This is a genomic window from Corallococcus caeni, from assembly GCF_036245865.1.
Lineage (GTDB): Bacteria > Myxococcota > Myxococcia > Myxococcales > Myxococcaceae > Corallococcus > Corallococcus caeni.
Genome location: NZ_BTTW01000001.1, coordinates 967,208 through 986,053, shown reverse-complemented (window position 1 = coordinate 986,053; position 18,846 = coordinate 967,208). Strand labels below are relative to the sequence as shown.

The window sequence follows — 18,846 nt, the reverse complement described above, 5'->3', positions numbered from 1 at the left end:
GAGCTCATGGCCTGGACGGCAGGTCCTCTGGGAACTGCCGCCGCCATCCAGGCGCGAGGTTGGCGTTGGCCTTCAGCGCGGCGTCGCGGTCCGCCCGGGCCTGGGCCGAGGCCGGATCCTTCGTGCGCAGGAGCGCCGCGCGCAGCAGCCGGGCTTCGGGCCAGTTCGGACGCTCCACGAGCAACGCGTCCGCCAGCGCGAGTCCTCGTGACAGGAGCGGCTCCGGCTCCTGCTTCGCGGCCTTTCTCGCCGCCGCCCACTCACGGAACAGGTGCCCCGCCTCCAGGCGGGCCTCCCGACTCGAGGGCTCTACCTCCAGGGCCTCCGCGTAGTGCTTCTCCGCATTGCTGAATTGCGTCTCCGCCTTCTCGGGATTCGTGCGGGCCGAATGGCGAGCCACCAAGCGCAGTCGTGCGCCGTAGGCGCGATGAAGCAGGACGCGGTCCATGCTGAACTGTTCCAGCCCGCCGAAGTCTGTCATTGCTCGCTCGAGCGCGGGCTCGGGGTCCAGCCCCTGCTCCAGCAGATGGTGCGCCAGGCTGAAGGACGCCTTCATCCGGCCTTCGGCCCGCTGCTCCTTCCAGGTTCGCAGGTGGGGGTTCACCTGGCTGTAGAACGCGTCCGCCCGGTCCGCCTCCTCGGTGGGATCCGCGCCCCGCAGCCAGGCGTATTCCGCCCGCGCCGCGTGGACCGCCGCCTGTCCGAACCTGCCCAGGTCCAGGGTGGGCTCCAGCGTCGCCGCCTGGGCGTGGGCCGCCTCCGCCTGGTCGAGCAGGGCGGTGGGGTCCCCACCGTGCTCCCAGGTCTCCTTCGCCTGCTCCAGCAGGATGAGCCCCAACTCGTGATGCAGGGACGCACTCCGTGCTCCATGGAGGAGTCCATTGCGGATGAGGACCGCGGCCTGGTCGAATCTCCACGGGGCCGTCTCGCCCCGGGCCCGCTGCCGCAAGGCCTGCGCCACTTGGATGCGCGCGCCCAGGCGCCACACCTCGGGTGCCTTCTCGAAGCCGCCCCTCATGGCCTTTCCGAAGGCACCTTCCGCCTGCTTCAGGTCCGCGTCGCCATCCTTCGCCGTGGGATTCGAACCCCGGGCCAGGAGAAGCGCTCCCATCCGGACCCAGTACGCGGGAACGCGCTCCTCGAGCGCGAGCGCGCTTCGATAGGCTTCAATGGCCTGCTCCTGGTGCTGCCAGCCATTGGAGCCTGCCCTCCAGCTCCCCGCCTGTCGGTCGGCGTCCGTCCAGACATGGAGGAGCCGGGCGCGCAGGAGATGGAAGCCGAGATCTCGTGCGGGTGGAGGCACGGTCTCCAGCCGCTTCAGGGCCTCCGCGAGCTTGTAGAAGTCCACGGGGCTCTGCTTCAGGACCTCCTCCGTCTCCTGCACCATCACCCGGCTCCACTCCATGTGGCCACAAGGGCTCGATGGATCCAGCGCCAGGGTGTGTTGCGCGGCCTCGATGGCCCTGCTGCGCAGGAAGAGGAAGGCTCCATAGGTATTCGGGCGCTCCGCGAGCAGGGTGAGGAAGCGCGCCTTCTCGCAGGCGAATCCGGCATGGCCGGGATCCACCCGGGCGGCCATGTCCAGCGCCTCGAGCCCCTGCTTCGCCGAGTCCGGCGCCTCGTATCTGTCGGCTGGGGACAGCAGCAGCATGGGCCCGCCGGCGGCGGATTGCGTGAGGTTCAACGCGGCCTTGTCGAAGCGCACCTGCGCCAGGTGGGCGGGCGCGAAGCTCTCCGCCGTGGTCCTGGCGTCCTGGATGGCCTGGAGTCCAGCCGTCAGGTCCACGCGCGCCTCGGTCTTCCTTCCCTCCTTCCACCGCTCGGCGGCGCGCAGCAGGAACACGTCCGCGCGAAGCAGCCGCGCCTCCACGAACCAGGGATGGTTCGTGCCTACGACCTCCAGGAGCGCGAGCGCCGCGTCCAGGCGGCCCTCATGCAGCGCGACGAGCGCCGCGCCGTACTTCGCTGACGGGAACTCCGCCCCCGCCGCCTGTCGCAGCAGCGTGAGCACCGGCTCCCGGTAACGCTGCTCCGCGTCCTGCTCGCGCGCCTTCCGTTCGTCCTTGTCGGGAGCGGCGAGCGCCTCCACGCGCAGCGCGCGGTAGCGCTCGCTCAGGATCTGCGCTCGGGCCCACGCCACGCGAGGCTCGCGGAAGCCCGCGTTCCAGGCGGCCTCCAGGTGCGCCAGGGCTTCCGCCTCGCGACCCAGGGCCCGCTCCCCGGCCCCGAGCGCGTAGTGGCCGGGCCCCTCGGCGCCTCCGAGCGCCATCTCCTTCGACAGGGTCGCCATCCAACCGAGCAGCTCCGCCTGTTCCGCGCGTACGTCGTGCAGGCGGGCCATGCCCATCGCGCGGGCCCGGGCCTCGATGCGCTCCGCGGCGCCGGTGAAGTGCTCGGCCCAGGCGGTGTCCCGCTGGGATTGCCGGTCCGCAGTGCAGGCCGACGCCGCGATGAGTAGCAGCACCTGCAAGGCCCGTACGGCGCTCGTGGGCCTTCCAGGGGTCGCGTGGCTCGGGGTGTCTTTCAAAGCGGGCGGCTCCTGGTGCGTTCCGGGGCGGGTGCGGCCCGGAGCGTGTGCCTTTCCAGGATACAAAGCCTTGCGCCGTCATGGGGTGCTCTCCGCGTCCATTCCAGACGGCGCGGCTTCATGGCTAGAGTCCGGCGCCATGCGTTGGCCTCTGCTCTTTCTTTTCCTGCTGGTGGTCCCCACCGGCTGTGCGCACCGGCTGCGCCCGTCCGACCTGCCGCCACCGGCGGCGAGCCATGGTCATCTGGCATTGGCCATGGAAGCCTTCCTGCGGGACCCGGCCTCCTACGAGCAACGGGTGGCGCGAAACCCGGTCCTCGCTGGTGGCATCTCCTCGGGGACCTCCCTGGAGGCTCCGGTCCTGGAGCTGGAGGCCGGACAGGCGCCAGGGGTCTTCAACGACGCCGTCCAGACCCTGGCAGGGAAGCCCACCGAGGCCCAGATCGTCCAGGCCTTGGGCGACCTCCATGCGGCATGCGACGCGGACCATGAGCCGGCGTGCCAGTTCCTGAAGGAGCAGAACCTCCCGCCGGCCCGGATCCAGGGCTGGGTGACCCACCCCAAGGAGAGAAGCCTGTCCTTCCGGAGCGAGTACGCCGTGGTTGTCCTGCAATGCCGCATCGGCCTGGATGGGCGCGTGCGGGACTGTCAGGTCATCGAGGATGGCTCCGGGCACCCCTCTCAACACCTCATCGCGCAGCTGGGGGAAAGCCGTTACCGGCCTTGGACCCTGGCGGGACACGCCGCGTCCACCTCGTATGCCTTTACCTTCAACCTCCGCTATGGAGGCCCCGCCGATGATGAGCTTTCGCTGGAGCAGAGGCTGGGCTGGGCGCGGCTGCGGGTGGCCCATTTCCCCCAGAGCGGCGGGGCCTGGACCAACCTCGCCATGCAGCTCGCCGTCCACACGCCGGAGGATCCGGACTACCCGAAGGTGCTCGCACAGGCCCATGCCCTGGCCCCCAGATTCCAGTGGACGGCGACGGAGATGGCCTGGCTCCGCGTGCAGGCCGGGCAATACGCGGCGGCCCTGATGGCGCTGCGCCCCGCGCTCCGCCGCTCCGTGATGGGGGAGCATCCCAACCCCTACGTGCTGGAGACCGCCGCCGCCGCGCACTTCGGGCTGAACCAGTGCCCCGAAGCGCTGGCGGAACAGCAGAAGGCCGTGGACCTGCTGCCCGCGGAGTGGCCCGCGCAGGAGCGGGAGCGCTTCCAGCGCAAGCTCCGGGACTACCAGTCCGGCTGCGCCGCTCCCAAGGCCGTCAGCGCAGCGACGGGTCCTCGCTGATCCTCGCCACCGCGCCGTGCAGGATGCCCAGCTGCCGGGGCACGCGCTCCAGCAGCGCTCCCAGCACCGGATCATCGCTCGTGCGCGGCAGCGCCAGGGCCGGGAGGGGCGGGGGTTCGCGCCGCTCCTGCAACGCGCGGGCGAGCAGCTCCAGGCTGTCGCTGGCCCGCTGCGCCAGTTGCTGCGGCAGCACCGACGTCGTCCTCCCTTCGAAGCGCCCCGTGCCCAGCGCCGTCACCGCCAGCGCGAACCTCCGCGCGTAGGTGAGCAGCGCCATGCCCGGCTCCAGGTGCCAGGGCGGGCCCCGGTACTCCGTCATCAACCGCTGGAAGGAGGACTCCGCCTCCAGCAGCGCCTGGTCCAGGTGGCGGCGCTCCTCGTTCACCGCCGGCTCCGTGCCGCTGCGGTGCGTGGCCAGCTGTTGCAGGTACTTCCCGTCCGCGCGCAGGGCGGAGGCCGCCGCGTCCGGGAAGCGGCGGCGCTCCGGGCTGGGCCACAACGTCCACGAGCCCACCAGCGCCAGCGCCCCCGCGATGAGCACGCCCAGCGTGCGCTGCGACGCCACCGTCCAGTCCCCGGAGCTGAGCGTGGCCATCAGGAGGTAGTCCGGCGTGAGCAGGACCTGGAACGCGCCGAAGTTCAGCGGCAGCAGCGCCACGGAGATGGCCGTCAGCCCGCTGATGACGCCAATCATCAGCGGCGGCGTGTGCACCGTGGTCGCGATGAGCGCCGCCAGGCTCGCGCCCACCAGCGTCCCCAGCGTGCGCTGGAGCACGCGCTCCTCCGTGCTGCCCGCGTAGGGCTGGAGGATGGAGATGACCACGAGGCTCACCCAGTGCGCGTCGCCCACCTGCAACGCCCGCGTCAGCCCCAGCGCCGCCGTGGCCACCATCCCCGTGCGCAGCGCGTGCCGCAGCACCACCGAGTTCCGGTGCAGGTGGTCCCGAATCGGCTGCCACGGGGAGCGCCCCGGCGCTTGCTTCGCGCCGCCCACCGTCCCCCTGCCACGCGCCGACACCGGGTCGCCGAAGAGCAGGCCGGACGCCGTCTCGTGCGCCACGCCCGCGTACTCGCGCAGCCGGTCCAGCAGCGTGGCGACGTGCGTGGACAGCGGCCCCTCCGTGGTGCGCCGCACCGCCGGCGCGGCCATCCTCGCTGGCTGCCGCCTGCGCCGGGGCCCGAGGGGCAGGCCGGGCGGGGCGCGCATTCCCTCGTTGCGCTCCTGCACCAGCGCCCGCGCCACCCACAGGTCCATCGCGGCGAAGGCCTCGCACAGCCGCGCCACGCGCTCGCGCGTCGCGTACAGGTGCGGGTCGCGCCCCACCACCTGCATCGCCTCCGCCAGGGCGCTGAGCAGCGCCACCATCGGCTCCGCCAGCTCCACCAGCACCAGCAGGTGCTCGCCGCGCTGGGTCTCGTCCGGCCTCCCGCGCCGCGTGGCCGCGAGCACGCCGCGCGCCCGTTCGATTTCCGGGCGGATGCCCCCATGGCGCTTCAGCCCTTCCGCCCAGGCGTCGGGCGTGGCCCCCTCCAGCGTCGCCCCGCGCAGCTCCTCCGCCGCGGTCGCGAGCCCCGCGTATACGCGCGCCACCGCCCGGCGCGCGGGGCGGTAGGGCCTCAGCGGCCACAGCAGCAGCGACAGCGCCATCGCCCACAGGCCCCCCAGGAGCAGCGCGGCCCCGCGCAGCACCGCCTCCCGCAGCGAGGCCGCGGGCGCCCCCAGCGACACGACGAAGATGACGGCGAGCTGTCCCCCCACGGAGCCCGCCGTCTCACCGTAGCAGCGCGCGAAGTTCGCCGCCGTGACGCCCACGAGCAGCAGCGTGGCGTCCACCAGGTACGTGTGGCCCGCGGGCGCGGCGAGCATGCCGACCAGCGACCCCAGCACCGTCACCGCGCCCATGACGCGCGCCCGCACGCGGTAGGAGCCGCCCTTGTCCGCGAGCGTGACGAGCAGGCCCGTGAGGCCCGCCCAGCCGGCTTCGGGCACCGTGAGCAGGAAGGACAGACACAGGGGCAGGGCGGTGGCGACGGCGGCCCGGATGCCCGCCCACAGGGCCGGTCTCCCGGGCTCCACCCGGAAGAGCGACTGGAGGTGTCTCAGCATCCGGTGATAGGGCATGGGGGAGCGTCGGGCCGCACCCCAGAGGGTGGCCACGGCCGTCCCCCTCCACAGCCAGGGGAGGCTCCTCCCCCCGATGAGCGGACGGCGCCACGGGCCCGGGCCCGCGAGCCCCTCCCTCCCGGAAGGCCGGGGCAGGCGTCCCTGGCTTCAGCCCGTTCCCAGGGCCGGTTCGTCCTCGGAGTCGCCGGGCGCGTCCTCCGCTTCGAGCGCGGTGCCGTCCCACGGGATGTAGCGCACGCCCGGCATCGGCTCCGGGCCGTGGAACTCCAGCGCGCCCACGGTGGACGTGAGCTTCTGCGTGGGCCTCCACGCCGCGAGCGGATGCGGGCGGGAGAAGAGCTGCACCTCGCACCGGGCCACGTCGCTCTGGGCCACCAGCACGTCCCAGCCCGTGGGGTCGCGGTACGCGTAGCCCACCAGCGTGCGCGGGTCGCACCACGCGCGGCCCTCCATGGCCACGGTGGCGGACGCGGCGCGGAAGGTCAGCTCGCCGGACGCGGGCGACGTCACGCTCGATAGCAGCACGTGGGGCATCTCGTGGAACGTGTGCTCGGTGTCGCGCGTGCGCAGGTAGATGGGCGACAGCTGGGGGTGGCCCCGCTTGCGCTTCGCGCGCACCGCCATGACCTCCAGCCGCGCGGCCGGGTCCTCGCGGAAGCGCGGGCAGTACAGCCACGTCAGCTCCTCCAGCCGCCGGTGGCCCCACAGGTGCTTCTGCAGGCCGGGCGCGCCCTTCACGTCGATGCGCTCGCCGTCCACCGTCACCGTGCCCTCGAAGGTGACGTCGTCGTGCACGTGGGTGACGTGCGTGGGCAGGGGCAGGAGCGCGGTGCCGCGCGGCTCGCGGCGCACCGGCCCGGGGCTTCCGCCCTGGAAGCGCAGGTCCCACGCGATGGCGTGTCCACCGCTGGCCACCTGTCCGTGGCAGTGGCCGGGCGTCAGCTCCGAGTCCGCGATGCGCACGCCGCCGGAGGGCAGCGCCGTGAAGGCGGAGGCCGGGTGGATGGCCTTGAGCGCCACCGCGGGCCTGTCCTTCGACGCGCAGTCGAACGCCGCCGCCCACATCGTGGCGCGAGGCTCGCCGCCGCTGCCCGGGGCGGGGGTGAACAGGGTGTAGCGCAACCACCAGGCACGGTCTCCGCCCGGGTCGAGCACCACCAGGAACCAGATCTCGAAGAACCCCCGCTGATGACCGTTCCAGCGCGGCAGGTTGGCGCGCTCGCTCGACGGCATTGGATGAAGCCCCCTCTTGCGCGGCCGTTCACGGCCCGGACACCGCGCCCAGGCCTTCACGCTGGCAGATGGGGCCCGGTGCGAGCAAGAGGCCCCGGGGTCGCGGATCCGACGAGGGAAGCCTCGCGCGGACTCAGGATCCGGGGGCGCCCCAGGACACGCGGTAGGTGACGCTGTCGTCGTCGAACTGGACCACGTCCACCTGCGTGGCGGGGCCGCTGGCGGCGCGCACCGTGGCCAGCATCACGCCCTGCTTGAAGTAGCGCAGCAGGCCGGGCTCGTTGAGCCACAGGTCCGCCTCGCGCTCGCCGCGCTCGGTGATGCGCACCTCGGTGTAGTTGTTGCCGGTGCGGAAGCTGTGCTGCGTGCGCAAGAGCATCCGCTTGGGCCCGATGAGCCGCAGCACGCCCAAGAGCGCCCGGCCCACCATCGTGTCGCGGTAGCCGTCGATCATCCGCTCGCCCAGCATCCGCCACGCCACCTGCTCCGGCTGCTCCGGGTGCAGCGCCTTCGCCGTCAGCGCCACGCAGCGCGTCCACGTGTCCAGCGAGTACGCCGGCTGCAGGGGCCGGTCCAGGTCCAGGCCCTCCTTGCGCAGCTGCTCCTTGAGGGCGAAGGGCACCTTCCCGGAAAGTCCCCGGACGAAGAGTCCTTCGACGATGGTCGGGAATACGAGTTTCTCGGCGGTGGCCATGGGGGCCATTCCGCCCAGCACCGCTGGTTCTGGTCAAGACCTACCGCCCGGGTGGCGTCCAACGCCCGAAAGCGCGCTCGCCCTCCAGGGCCATTCCGTCCCGTTCCCGCGCGCGTGAAACATCGCGCGTGTCCGTGTAATTCAAGCAAGCGGTGTAAACACTCCCAGGCGTCGCCGGGCGCGGGCATCTGGTAGCGTCCAGGCTCCCCCGGCTCCCCTCAGGCTCCCCCGCAAGCTCCGATGACGTCCCGTGTCCTGACGTGCCTGCTGCTGTCCGTGCTGTGCGCGCTCCCGGCGGCTGCCGCCCGTCCGGTGCCCGCCCCGGCCGCGGAGGGGATGGCGATGCTCCAGCGGATGGACACGGCGCGCGTCCAGGGCAGCCCCAGCACGCTGCGCACGGAGCTGGACGCACAGGAAGCGAAGGCGCCCAGGGATCCGATGCCCCGGGTGTACCGGGCCTTCCTCGCGCTGCCCTCCGACGAGAGCTTCGCCGAGTTCAAGGCGCTGGCGGTGGTGTACCCGGAGAACCCGTGGCCGCACGTGGGCATGGGGCTGGTGTACGTGCGCTGGGGCATGCTGAAGGACGCGGCCGCGCCGCTGGAGACCGCGCGCAAGGTGGTGCCCGGCTTCGCGCCCGCGCTGTGGGCGGACGGGCTGCGCCTCCAGGCGGAAGGCAAGGCTCCGGAAGCCGAGGCCCGGCTGCGCGAGGCGCTGGCGAAGCTGGACGTGCCGCGCTTCCGCACCGACCTGGCGCTGCTCCTGGCGGGCCGGCCCGGGGGCGCGGCCGAGGCGCGGGCGCTGCTGGTCCGCTCGGTGAAGCAGTGGCCCGAGCAGCCGGAGGCGCTCCAGGTGTTGTCGCGGCTGGCCCGCGAGGCGGGTGACGCGAAGGCGGGCGCGGAGGCCGGGGCGCTGCTCGTCGCGCTCCAGCCGCACGACCGCGAGGCGCACCGGCGGCAGGCGGACGCGTGGCTCGCCGCGGGGGACAAGGCGCAGGCGGTGAAGATGCTGGAGCGCTACGCGACGCTCGGGGGCGCGGAGCCCGCGGTGCTCGCCACGTGGGTGCGGCTCAACGTGGAGTTGAACCGCCCGGAGGACGAGGCGAAGGCGCTGGTGCGCTTGGCCGCCGCGACGCCGAAGGATCCGGAGCCGCTCTTGCGGCTGGCGACGCTGGCGGAAGGCAAGCAGGACGCGGCCGGCACCGAGGCGCGCCTGGACCAGGCGGCGGCGCTGGCTCCGGAGCGCGCGGACATCCAGGTGCGGCGGGCGCGGCTCCTGCTCAAGCAGGAGCGCTACTTCGAGGCCGTGGCGGCGTACCGCGCGGCGCTCGCCGCCCCGGAGCGGCCCGTGCCGGAGGCGGCGGAGGAGGCCGCGCAGCTCGCCAAGAAGCTACGGCTGCCCGCGGCGCCCGCGAAGGGCACGGTGGAGCAGATCTACGACCGCGTGTCGCTGGGGCTGGTGGCGCTGTACCTGGAGCACCTGATGGAGAAGCCGGACCTCAAGGGCAACCTGAAGGTGCGCGTGGACCTGGACCCCACCGGCAAGGCCACGAACGTGGTGGTGCTCTACGACAGCCTCCAGGACGTGCTCATCACCCACCACGCGCACGTCGCCTTCATGGACGCCCAGTACCCGCCCGGCAGCCCGTCACCGGAGTACCAGTACGTCTTCCGCCCTCCGCGCTGAGGCGGACATCGCGGCGCTTCTCCTACCGAAGACGGGTTGACGCTGGCGGCGCCGGACGGCACAGACTCCAGGCCCCACGTCAGGAGCCCGCCCGTGAACGCCGCACCGCTGACGCCCGCCGCCCTGTGGCCCCGCACGCTGTCCGTCACGCGGCACGCGCTGGAGACCGGGGCGCTCCAGCCCATCGCCACGGAAGCGCGCACGCTGCCCATCGCGAACACGACGTTCCAGGTGCGCGTGCTGGGGCGGGTGGCGCTCAAGGAGCGCAAGCGGCCGGCGACGTCCAACGCCGAGCCGTTCAATCCGTTCGCGAACCCGGAGCCGGACCTCGTGCTGGGGGACGTGCCGCCCGCGCACGTGTGCCTGCTCAACAAGTTCAACGTCGTGGAGCACCACCTGCTGCTGGTGACGCGGGCCTTTGAATCGCAGGACGCGCTGCTGACCCGCGCGGACTTCGACGCGCTCTCCACGTGCCTGGAGGGGCTGGACGGGCTGGCCTTCTACAACGCGGGGGAGACGGCCGGCGCGAGCCAGCGGCACAAACACCTGCAACTGGTGCCGCCGCTGGGACCGGACGGCCTGCGCGCGCCGGTGGAGTCGCTGCTGCCTTCGCTGCCGGGGCCCGGCCGCGTCATCGCCGCGGAGTCCTTGCCGTTCGCGCACCTGCTGGCGGGCCTGGGGCCGTGGGGGGCGCCGGGGCAGGGGGAGCGGATGCTGGCGGCCTACCGGCTCCTGCGGGAGGCGCTGGGCCTGGGCGAGCACGCGCCGTACAACCTGCTCGTCACGCGGGACTGGATGCTGCTCGTGCCCCGCAGCCGCGCGGAGCACCTGGGCGTCAACGTCAACGCGCTGGGCTTCGCAGGGTCGCTCCTGGTGCGCACGCCCGAGCAGTTCGACGCGGTCGCCGCGCTGGGGCCCCTGGAATTGCTGCGCCAGGTCGCGGGCCTCGCTCCGTAGGTCGAGTTCTACGCGGTCATCCTGGAGAAGAAGTCGCCGCCTTCGTGCGGTAGCGCAGCCCGACGAGTGCCGCGACGAAGCCCGCCGCGGCGCCCACGCACAGCGCCTGGCGCGGACCGAACGTGTCCGCGACCCACCCTACGACGGGGGCCCCCAGGGGCGTGCCGCCCAGCGCGATGGCCAGGAGGATGGCGAGCACGCGCCCGCGCATCGACGGAGCGGTGGACAGCTGCACCAGGCTGTTCGCGGTGGTGGTGAAGGTCTGCGCCGACACGCCGATGACGACGAGCATGACGCCGAAGAGGGCAAAGGCAGGCATCACCGCCGCGAGCATCAGCCCGGCGCCGAACACCGCGGCCCCGATGACGAGCAGCCCGATGCGGGGCTGCGCGCGCCGCGCGGAGAGCAGCGCGCCCGTCACGGAGCCGAAGGCCATGATGGACGTCAGGAGCCCGTAGCCGCTCGCGCCCTGGCCGAAGACGCTCACGGCCATGGTGGAGATGAAGATGGGGAAGTTGAGCCCGAAGGTGCCGATGAGGAAGAACATGATCAGCACCGCCTTCAGGTCGGGCCGCCTCCAGACGTAGACGAACCCCTCCAGCAGGCCCCCACGCGTGCCTGGCGCCCGGTCCCGCACGTGCAGCTCGTTCGCGCGAAGGAGGCTCAGCGAGCAGAGCACCGCGCCGAACGACGCCGCGTTGATGACGAACATCCACCCGGAGCCCACCCAGGAGATGAGCACCCCCGCGATGGCGGGCCCCAGCATGCGCGCGGCGTGGAACGAGGTGGAGTTGAGGGCCACGGCGTTGGAGAGGTCCTCCTCGCCCACCAGCTCCGCCACGAACGTCTGGCGCGCGGGGGCATCGAACGCGGTGACGCAGCCCAGGAGGAACGCGAACACGTCGACGTGCCACAGCCGCACGTGCCCCCAGAGCGTGAGCAGCCCCAGCCCCAGCGCCAGCGCCCCCAGGGTCGCCTGTGTGGCGAACAGGAGCTTGCGGCGGTCCAGGTGATCCGCCGCGAAGCCCGTCAGGGGGAGCAGCAGCACCTGCGGCGCGAACTGGAGCGCCATCACCACGCCCACGGCCGTGGCGTTGTTGTGGGTGAGCTGGGTGAGGACGAGCCAGTCCTGGGCGGTGCGCTGCATCCACGTGCCCACGTTGGACACGATGGCTCCGGCCGCCCACGTCCGGTAGTTGAAGCCGCGCAGCGAACGGAACGTGCCCTTCATCCCGGCGGGTATCTCACCCGCACGACTCTCCCGCCAGCGCGCAGCGGGTGGACGCACAGGGCGTGAACGGAGGACTGGAGCCGCAGCCCGTGGCGGCGCAGCGGCACGTGGTGACCCGGTGCGTGGACGGATCGCAACACGGCTCGTAGGGCGGGGCCGGCGGGCCCGCGTCCACGCCCGCGTCGGTGCCGGCGTCCACGCTGGTTCCTCCATCGGTGGTGGTGCCCGCGTCGGTGGTGGTGCCCGCGTCGGTGGTGGTGCCCGCGTCGGGGCTGCCCGCGTCTTCGCCGCTGACGCCACCGTCGGGGTCATCGTTGCCGCCGTCCTGGCTGCCGGCGACGGGTGTGCAGGTGTCCTGGGGGGAGGGCGCGCAGGTGCCGGACGCGCAGGCCCGGAAGGGCCTCTCGCAGCCGCCGGGCTCCTCGCAGCGGCAGGTGTCCACCTGGCGTTGCACGCAGCAGACGGCCCACGACGCCTCGTCCAGCAACGCCGGGTCCTCGTAGAGCGGGTCGAAGCAGGCGCCCAGGAGCGCGATGAGTGTGGCGAGGACGAGTCGTTTCACGGCGCTTGGGACACCCGGTGCGGCCAGCCTGGGACATGCCGCTGGGGTGGGACTAATATCCCACGGCCCATCGCGAAGGCGACGCGATGTCCCAGGCCGCCGGGGCCGGGTGTCTCAAGGACGAAAAGGAAGGTCGGACCAGGCGGATGGGGAGCGGGCTCGACGCGGAGGAGCTCAGGCAGCTCTACGAGCGCTTCGCGCCCGTGGTGCACCGCCGTGCGCTCGCGCTGCTGGGACGCGATGCCGATGCGTGGGACATCGTCCAGGAGGTCTTCGAGCGCATGCTGACGGCCGGCGCGCGGTTCCGACGGGAGGCCCGTCCCATGACGTACGTGTACCGCGTCACCACCAACCTGTGCCTCAACGCGCTGCGCTCGCGGCAGTTGCGGGAGCCGGCGCTCCTGGAGGCCCCGGAGGCCGCGGCGCTCACCCCCAGCCAGTGGGAGGCCGCGGACTTCATCCGCCACCTCGTGGGGCGGATGGGCGAGCGCGAGCTGGAGGTGGCCACGCTGCACTTCTTCGACGGGCTGACCCAGGAGGAGATCGCGGGGATGCTGGACGTGTCGCGCAAGACCATCGTCCGCGACCTGGACTCCATCCGGAAGAAGGCGGCGGAGCTGGGGCGGCTGCCGGATGCACTGGAGGCGGGGCGTGGCTGAGCACCTGACACGGCTGGAGCTGGACGAGTGGCTGTCGGGGCTGGATGCCTCCGGCCGCGCGGAGCGGCACGTGGCCGCCTGCCCGGCCTGTGGGGCGATTGCCGAGCGGATGCGGCAGGCGCGCGTGTCGAGCCTGGGCGAGCCCCGCGCGAAGGCGGTGCTGGCGAGGCTGGAGGAGAAGCGGGCCCGCTCCGCGAAGCCCCGCTGGAGTTGGGGCGTGCCGTTGGTGGCGGCGCTGGCGGTGGGGCTCGCGCTGGTCGTCTACGTGCCGCGCGGGACGGAGGACGGCGTGCGGTTGAAGGGCACCGTGGCGCTGCGGCTCCTGTCCGAGCAGGGCGCGCCGGTGCTGGACGCGAAACCCGGCGAACACGTGACGCTGGCGGTGGGCACGGGGCCATACCGGAACGTGCTGGTGCTCGCGGTGGATGAAGCGGGCGCGGTGGACCGGCTCTGGCCGCAAGAGGGCGCGACGAGCGGCACGGTGGAGCCGGGGGCGGAAGTGAAGCTGTCCCCGCCGCTGGAGGTGACGCCGGGGTCGGTGGCGCTGCATGCGTTCTTCTCGGATGCGCCGCTCGATGCAGAGCAGGCGCGCGAGGCACTCACCGCGCGCGTCGCGGAGGCTCGGGAGAAAGGGCAGGGAGCGTTGGACGTGGCGACGCCCGGTGACATCGGGAAGGCCCAGGCGCGCACGCTGCTGAGGGTCGTGCCGTGAGACGGGCGCTGGGCCTGGGCGTGCGGGTGTTCACGGCGTTGGGCCCGCTCCGGAGGCCCGCCAGGGAACGGGCTCCGCACCGCTGGGTTTTGGGACTGGGCCAATGGGCGGGCGCGGTGCTGTTCACGAGGCTGGGCCTGTTCCGGAAGACAGCCAAGAAGGGGACTCCGCATCGCTGGGTGCTTGGGCTGGGCCAATGGGTGGGCGCGGTGCTGCTCCCGGTGCTGTGGCCGCTCCGAAGGACCGCTGAGGAGGGGGCTCCGCGTCGCTCGGTGCTGAGCCCATGCATCCGGGCGCTCACGGTGCTGCTGTTGGGGCTGTGGCCGCTTCCGGGCGCCGCTGCGGAGGAGGCGCCACGCCGCTGGGCGCTGGTGGTGGGAGAGAACCAGGGCCTTTCAGGTGAAGAGCGGCTGCGCTTCGCGGAGGCGGATGCGCGGCGGATGCGCGAGGTGCTCCAGGAAGTGGGCGCCGTGCCGCCGGAGCGCACGGTGACGCTGCTGGGCGCGGATGCCGCGACGCTGCGGGAGGCCCTGAAGGGCTTCCAGGCACGGCTCGCGGTGGAGGCCTCGTCGCGGGACTGGCTCTTGCTGTACGTGTCGTCGCACGCGGGTGACGGCAGCCTGCACCTGCGCGGCACCGAGCTGCCGATGCGCGAGCTGGTGGACTTCCTCAAGGGCGCGCCGGTGGGCGTGGGGCTGCTCATCCTGGACTCCTGCCGCTCCGGGCTCGCCACGCGCCTGAAGGGCCTCAAACCCGTGGTTGCGCCGGTCACGATGGAGGCCTCGGACCTGGAGGGGCGGGTGGTCATCAGCGCCTCAGGCGCGGATGAGTACGCGCAGGAGTCGGATGCACTGCAGGGCTCCTTCTTCACGCACCATCTGGCGGCGGGGCTGCGCGGCGCGGCGGATGCATCACGCGATGGGCGCGTCACGCTGGAGGAGGCCTACCGCTACGCCTACGCGAGGACGCTGGAGTCCACGCTCGTGTCACCAGGAGGCGTGCAGCGCCCCACGTTCCGGATGGACCTGCGCGGACGCGGCGAGCTGGTGCTCTCCGAGCCCAATCAGGCGCGCGGCCGGTTGACGCTCGACGTGAAGACGCCGGGACGCTGGCTCGTGGTGGCGTCGGAGAGTGGCTCGCTGGTGGCGGATCTGGAGAAGGGTGAGGGCCCCACGACGCTGGCCGTGGCGCCCGGCACGTACCGGCTGCTGCTGCGCGCGGACGAGGGATACCTGGAGCGGTCGGTACGGGTGCCGCTCGACGGAACCGTCTCCGTGGGGGGCACGCCCCTGGAGGAGGCCGCGAGGCTGCGGCTCGCGCGCAAGGGGGGAGCGGGGTCGTCGCTGCTGCTCGCGGTGGGGCCGTCGTTGACGTCGGGCCTCGTGGCGGGGCTGTCGTCCATCGCGGGCCTGGACGTGCGCCTGGTGCGGGAAGGGCGGCTGTTCTCCGGCGTGGACACGTCGAGCCTGGCGCTCGGGGTGCGCAGGGGGACGGGCAGCGGGGTGGCCTTCCAGCAGACGGAGCTGGAGCTGCGGTTGGGCGCGGGGCCGCACTGGAAGCACGGAGCCTGGACGTTCAGCGGCGCGCTGGAGGCCGGGGCACTGGCCGTCTTCCAGTCGCGCATCCCGGACGAAGAAGCACGCTTCGGACTGGAACCGCTGGCGCTCGTGACCGGGGGCGTGAGGCTGGACGTGCGAAGTCGCCTGTCGATGCTCCTGAGCGCCTCCGCCGGAGGCGTCATGGCGAAGCGAGACTCCGGCACGGCACTGGTGCCCAGGGCCTCCGCGTCGCTGCTGGTCGGGTACTCGCTCTAATCCGCCGGACACCCAGCTCCTCCCCCGATGCTGTCCCAACTGGTCCGACAGTCGGACCAGTTGTCGCGGGTCGGCCGGGACGGAGGGCTGCTCAGCCGTGGTCCTCCCGACCTGTCCGACTGTCGGACAGGTTCGCGCGGTACGCCGCGTGGCCAGGGCTCGCGGCCGGAGGCCTGGGTGGAGTCGCGGGTCGTCAGGGCCCGAGGCTTCCAGGTAGAACGCTCCGCCCGTCCTTCCTCCGGAGCCACCCATGACCCTGCACCGCCATCTCCTGCTCTCCGTCACGCTGGGCCTCACCCTGGGCTGCGCGAGCACGAAGCCCACTTCGACCCCGCCCGCTGAACCGGGCGCGCTGGAGCGGGTGGCGCTGGTGCATGGCGGTGCGGGGCCGTGGGCGGTCGCGGGCTACCGGATGGGCGAACACGCGCTCCAGCAGCTGGGCCTGCCCCGGGGCAGCTTCAAGCTGGAGGTCATCCATCACAGCCCGGCGCAGGTCCAGTACACCTGCGTCGCGGACGGAGCGGCGGCGGCCACCGGCGCCAGCCTGGGCAAGCTCAACCTGTCGCTGGTGACGGCGCCCGCGCTGGCGGACACCGCGACCACGTTCCGCAACCGCGACACCGGCCAATCCCTCACACTGCGCCCGTCCGCGAGCTTCGTGCAGCGCTTCCGCGACGTGCCACGCGAGAAGCTGGGCGAAGCGGGCCGGGCCGTCCTCACCCTGCCGGACGCGGACGTCTTCGAAACCGTCGCGCCCTGACGCCGCCGCTCAGAGGACGACGAGCCCAATCGCCAGCATGGGCAGGGCACCCTGGATGAGGCTCGCCCGGAGGAAGTGCCGGTTGCTGCTCACCAGCACCACCGCCGCCAGCGCCATGCACGCGCAGCCGAACATCACGGCCGCCACGCCCGACGCCACCGCGCCGGTGTGCACCAGCACCACGCCCACCAGCACGCCCAGGGCCAGGAACAGGTTGTAGAAGCCCTGGTTGAACGCCATCCCCTTCATCACGTCCGCGTCCGCCTGCGACTTCAGCCCGAAGCGCTTCCACACCTTCGGCCGCGTGAAGACGATGCTCTCCATCACGAAGAACAGCACGTGGATGAGCGCGGCGATGACCGCGAAGACCTGCGCCAGTGGCGACATGATGACTCCCCCTCCGGGGTTGGGTTATTCTGAACCAGTCAGTTCCGAATCCATATTGAAACGGTCAGTTCAGAATTGTCAAGGAGGGTGACGTGGCGCGGACGCGGGCGTTCGACGAGACAGAGGCGGTGCGGGCGGCGCTGGGAGTGTTCTGGTCGCGCGGCTACGAGGCGACGTCGCTGTCGGACCTGGAGGCCGCGACAGGGCTGAACCGCTCCAGCCTGTACCAGACGTTCGACAGCAAGCGCGGGCTGTTCGCGCGGGCCATCGCGCTGTACCTCCAGGAGGTCATCGGGCCGCGGCTGGGCGTCTTCGCGAAGGACGCGCCGGGCCTGGAGCAGGTGACGCAATACTTCGAGTCGCTCGCGACGACGATGGCCACCGCGCCGCCGGCCCTGACGCGGCGGGGCTGCCTGCTGGTGAATACGGCGACGGAGCTGGGCCCGCATGACGCGGAGGCGAAGCAGGCGGTGGAGGACTACCGGGCGCTCCTGCGAGGCCACCTGACGCGGGCCCTGGAGGGCGCGGCGCGGGCAGGCGTGCTGCCGCGCAAGACGGTGGCTCGCCGGGTGGAGCTGCTCTTGGGGGCGGTGATTGGCGTGCTCGTCACGGCGCGCGTGGACCCGGGCGCCGCGGCGAAGCTGGCCCAGGCGACGGCGGGCGAGGTGGCGGGCTGGGCGGGGTAGGGGCGCCGGGCTTGTCCGGCGTGGGAAGGCTGCTACAAGGGCGCGTTCTCCCGAGGCGCCCGTGCCTCCGTCCCCCGAGGCTTCGATGGAATTCTCCGCGCTCGCGCTGTCGCCCCCGCTGCTCCAGGTGCTGGAGGAGCTGGAGTTCAAGACCGCCACCCCCATCCAGGCGCAGAGCATCCCGGTGCTGTTGCAGGGCAAGGACCTGGTGGGCCAGGCGCGCACGGGCAGCGGGAAGACGGCGGCGTTCGCGCTGCCCATCCTGCAGAAGGTGAAGCTCACGCAGGACCGCCACCTCCAGGCGCTGGTGCTCTGCCCGACGCGCGAGCTGTGCGCGCAGGTGGCGGGAGAGATCAGGCGGCTGGCGCGCCGGATGCCGGGCGTGCAGGTGCTGGCGCTCGCGGGCGGGCAGCCCATCCGGCCGCAGGTGGAGGCGCTGGAGAAGGGCGTGCACATCGGCGTGGGGACGCCGGGGCGCATCATGGACCTGCTGGACCGCGAGGTGCTGGACACGCGGCACCTGGCCACGGTGGTGCTGGATGAAGCGGACCGGATGCTGGACATGGGCTTCCGCGAGGACATGGAGCGGGTGCTGGGCGCCACGCCCGCGAAGCGGCAGACGGTGCTCTTCTCCGCGACGTTCCCGGACGACATCGAGAAGCTGAGCCGCGCGTTCCAGAAGGACCCTGTGCGCGTGTCATTGGCGCAGGAGGAGTCCGCGCCGGACATCCAGCAGGTGGCGTATGCGTGCACGCCGGAGGAGAAGCAGACGCTGCTGTTGCGCCTGCTGCGCCAGTACCAGCCGGCCTCCGCCATCGTGTTCTGCAACTTCAAGGCGGTGGTGGTGGAGCTGACGCGGGCGCTGGTTCAGGCGGGCGTGAGCGCGGACGGGTTGCAGGGGGACCTGGAGCAGTTCGACCGGGACCGGGTGATGGCGAAGTTCCGCAATCACAGCACGCGGGTGCTGGTGGCCACGGACGTGGCGGGCCGGGGCATCGACGTGGAGGCGCTGGACGCGGTGGTGAACTACGAACTGCCGCAGCAGCCGGAAGCGTACGTGCACCGTATCGGCCGCACGGGTCGCGCGGGACGGCGCGGGCTGGCGCTGTCGCTGGTGACGCGCTCGGACAGCCGGAAGGTGGACGACATTGAAGGGACCACGGGCGTGAAGCTGGAGAAGGGAGACGTGGACGCGCTGGTGCCGGAGAACGTGCCGGGCGTGTCGCTCATCTCTGGCTGGGAGACGCTGTCCATCTCCGCGGGGCGCAAGGACAAGATGCGGCCCGGGGACATCCTGGGCGCGCTCACGGGCGAGGCGGGCGGGCTGAAGGCGGAGGACGTGGGCAAGATTGAGATCCACGACCATCACGCCTTCGTCGCCGTCTCCAAGCGCGTGGTGAAGGTGGCGTTCCAGCGCCTGAGCGAAGGCCGCATCAAGGGCCGCAAGCACCGCATCGAACGCGTGCGGTGATGTTCTGATGATGGAACGGTGATGAACGGGGCATGAGGGGCCGTGAGAGATTGCCCG

The 18,846-nt window shown here is 72.4% G+C and carries 16 protein-coding genes; 9 read left to right on the top strand and 7 right to left on the bottom strand.

The window, feature by feature from the left end; all coding sequences use genetic code 11:
• Positions 1–4 precede the first annotated feature (4 nt).
• A complete protein-coding gene (locus AABA78_RS03960; protein WP_338261694.1) occupies positions 5–2,470 on the bottom strand; it encodes a hypothetical protein in 2,466 nt (821 codons plus the stop codon).
• 196 nt (positions 2,471–2,666) lie between these two features.
• On the opposite strand from AABA78_RS03960, the gene AABA78_RS03955 reads away from it, so the two are divergent.
• Positions 2,667–3,815 carry a tetratricopeptide repeat protein gene (locus AABA78_RS03955; RefSeq protein ID WP_338261693.1) on the top strand — a complete coding sequence of 383 codons (1,149 nt, stop codon included), beginning with the start codon at positions 2,667–2,669 and terminating at the stop codon, positions 3,813–3,815.
• Here the strand turns inward: AABA78_RS03955 and AABA78_RS03950 are convergent.
• The 3 genes from AABA78_RS03950 to AABA78_RS03940 form a co-directional block, all read right to left on the bottom strand.
• Entirely contained in the window at positions 3,790–5,973 is a 2,184-nt protein-coding gene (locus tag AABA78_RS03950) for an FUSC family protein (RefSeq protein ID WP_338261692.1), read from the bottom strand. The genes AABA78_RS03955 and AABA78_RS03950 overlap by 26 nt on opposite strands.
• Before the next feature lie 114 nt (positions 5,974–6,087).
• Positions 6,088–7,173 carry a hypothetical protein gene (locus AABA78_RS03945; protein WP_338261691.1) on the bottom strand — a complete coding sequence of 362 codons (1,086 nt, stop codon included), beginning with the start codon at positions 7,171–7,173 and terminating at the stop codon, positions 6,088–6,090.
• A gap of 133 nt (positions 7,174–7,306) precedes the next feature.
• On the bottom strand, positions 7,307–7,867 hold the full coding sequence (locus AABA78_RS03940) for a DUF2378 family protein (protein WP_171421927.1): 561 nt from the start codon (positions 7,865–7,867) through the stop codon (positions 7,307–7,309).
• A 240-nt stretch (positions 7,868–8,107) separates the two neighbouring features.
• Between AABA78_RS03940 and AABA78_RS03935 the strand changes: the two genes are divergently transcribed.
• Entirely contained in the window at positions 8,108–9,550 is a 1,443-nt protein-coding gene (locus AABA78_RS03935; protein ID WP_338261690.1) for a hypothetical protein, read from the top strand.
• Positions 9,551–9,643: 93 nt separating this feature from the next.
• Positions 9,644–10,507, top strand: coding sequence for an ATP adenylyltransferase family protein (locus AABA78_RS03930; protein ID WP_338261689.1), 864 nt, complete (start codon positions 9,644–9,646; stop codon positions 10,505–10,507).
• A 16-nt stretch (positions 10,508–10,523) separates the two neighbouring features.
• On the opposite strand, the gene AABA78_RS03925 is transcribed toward AABA78_RS03930, so the two are convergent.
• Positions 10,524–11,738: an MFS transporter gene (locus tag AABA78_RS03925; protein WP_338261688.1), complete on the bottom strand. Its 1,215-nt coding sequence runs from the start codon at positions 11,736–11,738 to the stop codon at positions 10,524–10,526.
• A 13-nt stretch (positions 11,739–11,751) separates the two neighbouring features.
• Positions 11,752–12,300: a hypothetical protein gene (locus AABA78_RS03920; protein ID WP_338261687.1), complete on the bottom strand. Its 549-nt coding sequence runs from the start codon at positions 12,298–12,300 to the stop codon at positions 11,752–11,754.
• 146 nt (positions 12,301–12,446) lie between these two features.
• On the opposite strand from AABA78_RS03920, the gene AABA78_RS03915 reads away from it, so the two are divergent.
• The 4 genes from AABA78_RS03915 (at position 12,447) to AABA78_RS03900 (ending at position 16,245) form a co-directional block, all read left to right on the top strand.
• Positions 12,447–12,959: an RNA polymerase sigma factor gene (locus AABA78_RS03915; protein WP_338261686.1), complete on the top strand. Its 513-nt coding sequence runs from the start codon at positions 12,447–12,449 to the stop codon at positions 12,957–12,959.
• A complete protein-coding gene (locus AABA78_RS03910; protein WP_338261685.1) occupies positions 12,952–13,671 on the top strand; it encodes a hypothetical protein in 720 nt (239 codons plus the stop codon). Before AABA78_RS03915 ends, AABA78_RS03910 begins: the two co-directional genes overlap by 8 nt.
• A 272-nt stretch (positions 13,672–13,943) precedes the next feature.
• Positions 13,944–15,485, top strand: a complete 1,542-nt coding sequence (locus AABA78_RS03905) for a caspase family protein (RefSeq protein WP_338261684.1) — start codon at positions 13,944–13,946, stop codon at positions 15,483–15,485.
• 250 nt (positions 15,486–15,735) lie between these two features.
• Positions 15,736–16,245, top strand: coding sequence for an FmdE family protein (locus AABA78_RS03900; RefSeq protein WP_338261683.1), 510 nt, complete (start codon positions 15,736–15,738; stop codon positions 16,243–16,245).
• Positions 16,246–16,254: 9 nt separating this feature from the next.
• Here AABA78_RS03900 and AABA78_RS03895 read toward each other — a convergent pair whose 3' ends face one another.
• On the bottom strand, positions 16,255–16,632 hold the full coding sequence (locus AABA78_RS03895; protein ID WP_338261682.1) for a DUF1304 domain-containing protein: 378 nt from the start codon (positions 16,630–16,632) through the stop codon (positions 16,255–16,257).
• A 92-nt stretch (positions 16,633–16,724) separates the two neighbouring features.
• On the opposite strand from AABA78_RS03895, the gene AABA78_RS03890 reads away from it, so the two are divergent.
• Positions 16,725–17,318 carry a TetR/AcrR family transcriptional regulator gene (locus tag AABA78_RS03890; protein WP_338261681.1) on the top strand — a complete coding sequence of 198 codons (594 nt, stop codon included), beginning with the start codon at positions 16,725–16,727 and terminating at the stop codon, positions 17,316–17,318.
• An 85-nt stretch (positions 17,319–17,403) separates the two neighbouring features.
• Entirely contained in the window at positions 17,404–18,789 is a 1,386-nt protein-coding gene (gene dbpA, locus AABA78_RS03885) for an ATP-dependent RNA helicase DbpA (RefSeq protein WP_338261680.1), read from the top strand.
• Positions 18,790–18,846 lie beyond the last annotated feature (57 nt).

Bases quoted from the DNA above. Each gene is read 5' to 3' on its own strand.
- dbpA (WP_338261680.1), top strand. From the start codon at position 17,404: ATGGAATTCTCCGCGCTCGCGCTGTCGCCCCCGCTGCTCCAGGTGCTG.
- AABA78_RS03895 (WP_338261682.1), bottom strand. From the start codon at position 16,632: ATGTCGCCACTGGCGCAGGTCTTCGCGGTCATCGCCGCGCTCATCCAC.
- AABA78_RS03955 (WP_338261693.1), top strand. From the start codon at position 2,667: ATGCGTTGGCCTCTGCTCTTTCTTTTCCTGCTGGTGGTCCCCACCGGC.
- AABA78_RS03945 (WP_338261691.1), bottom strand. From the start codon at position 7,173: ATGCCGTCGAGCGAGCGCGCCAACCTGCCGCGCTGGAACGGTCATCAG.
- AABA78_RS03935 (WP_338261690.1), top strand. From the start codon at position 8,108: ATGACGTCCCGTGTCCTGACGTGCCTGCTGCTGTCCGTGCTGTGCGCG.
- AABA78_RS03940 (WP_171421927.1), bottom strand. From the start codon at position 7,867: ATGGCCACCGCCGAGAAACTCGTATTCCCGACCATCGTCGAAGGACTC.
- AABA78_RS03915 (WP_338261686.1), top strand. From the start codon at position 12,447: ATGGGGAGCGGGCTCGACGCGGAGGAGCTCAGGCAGCTCTACGAGCGC.
- AABA78_RS03900 (WP_338261683.1), top strand. From the start codon at position 15,736: ATGACCCTGCACCGCCATCTCCTGCTCTCCGTCACGCTGGGCCTCACC.
- AABA78_RS03925 (WP_338261688.1), bottom strand. From the start codon at position 11,738: ATGAAGGGCACGTTCCGTTCGCTGCGCGGCTTCAACTACCGGACGTGG.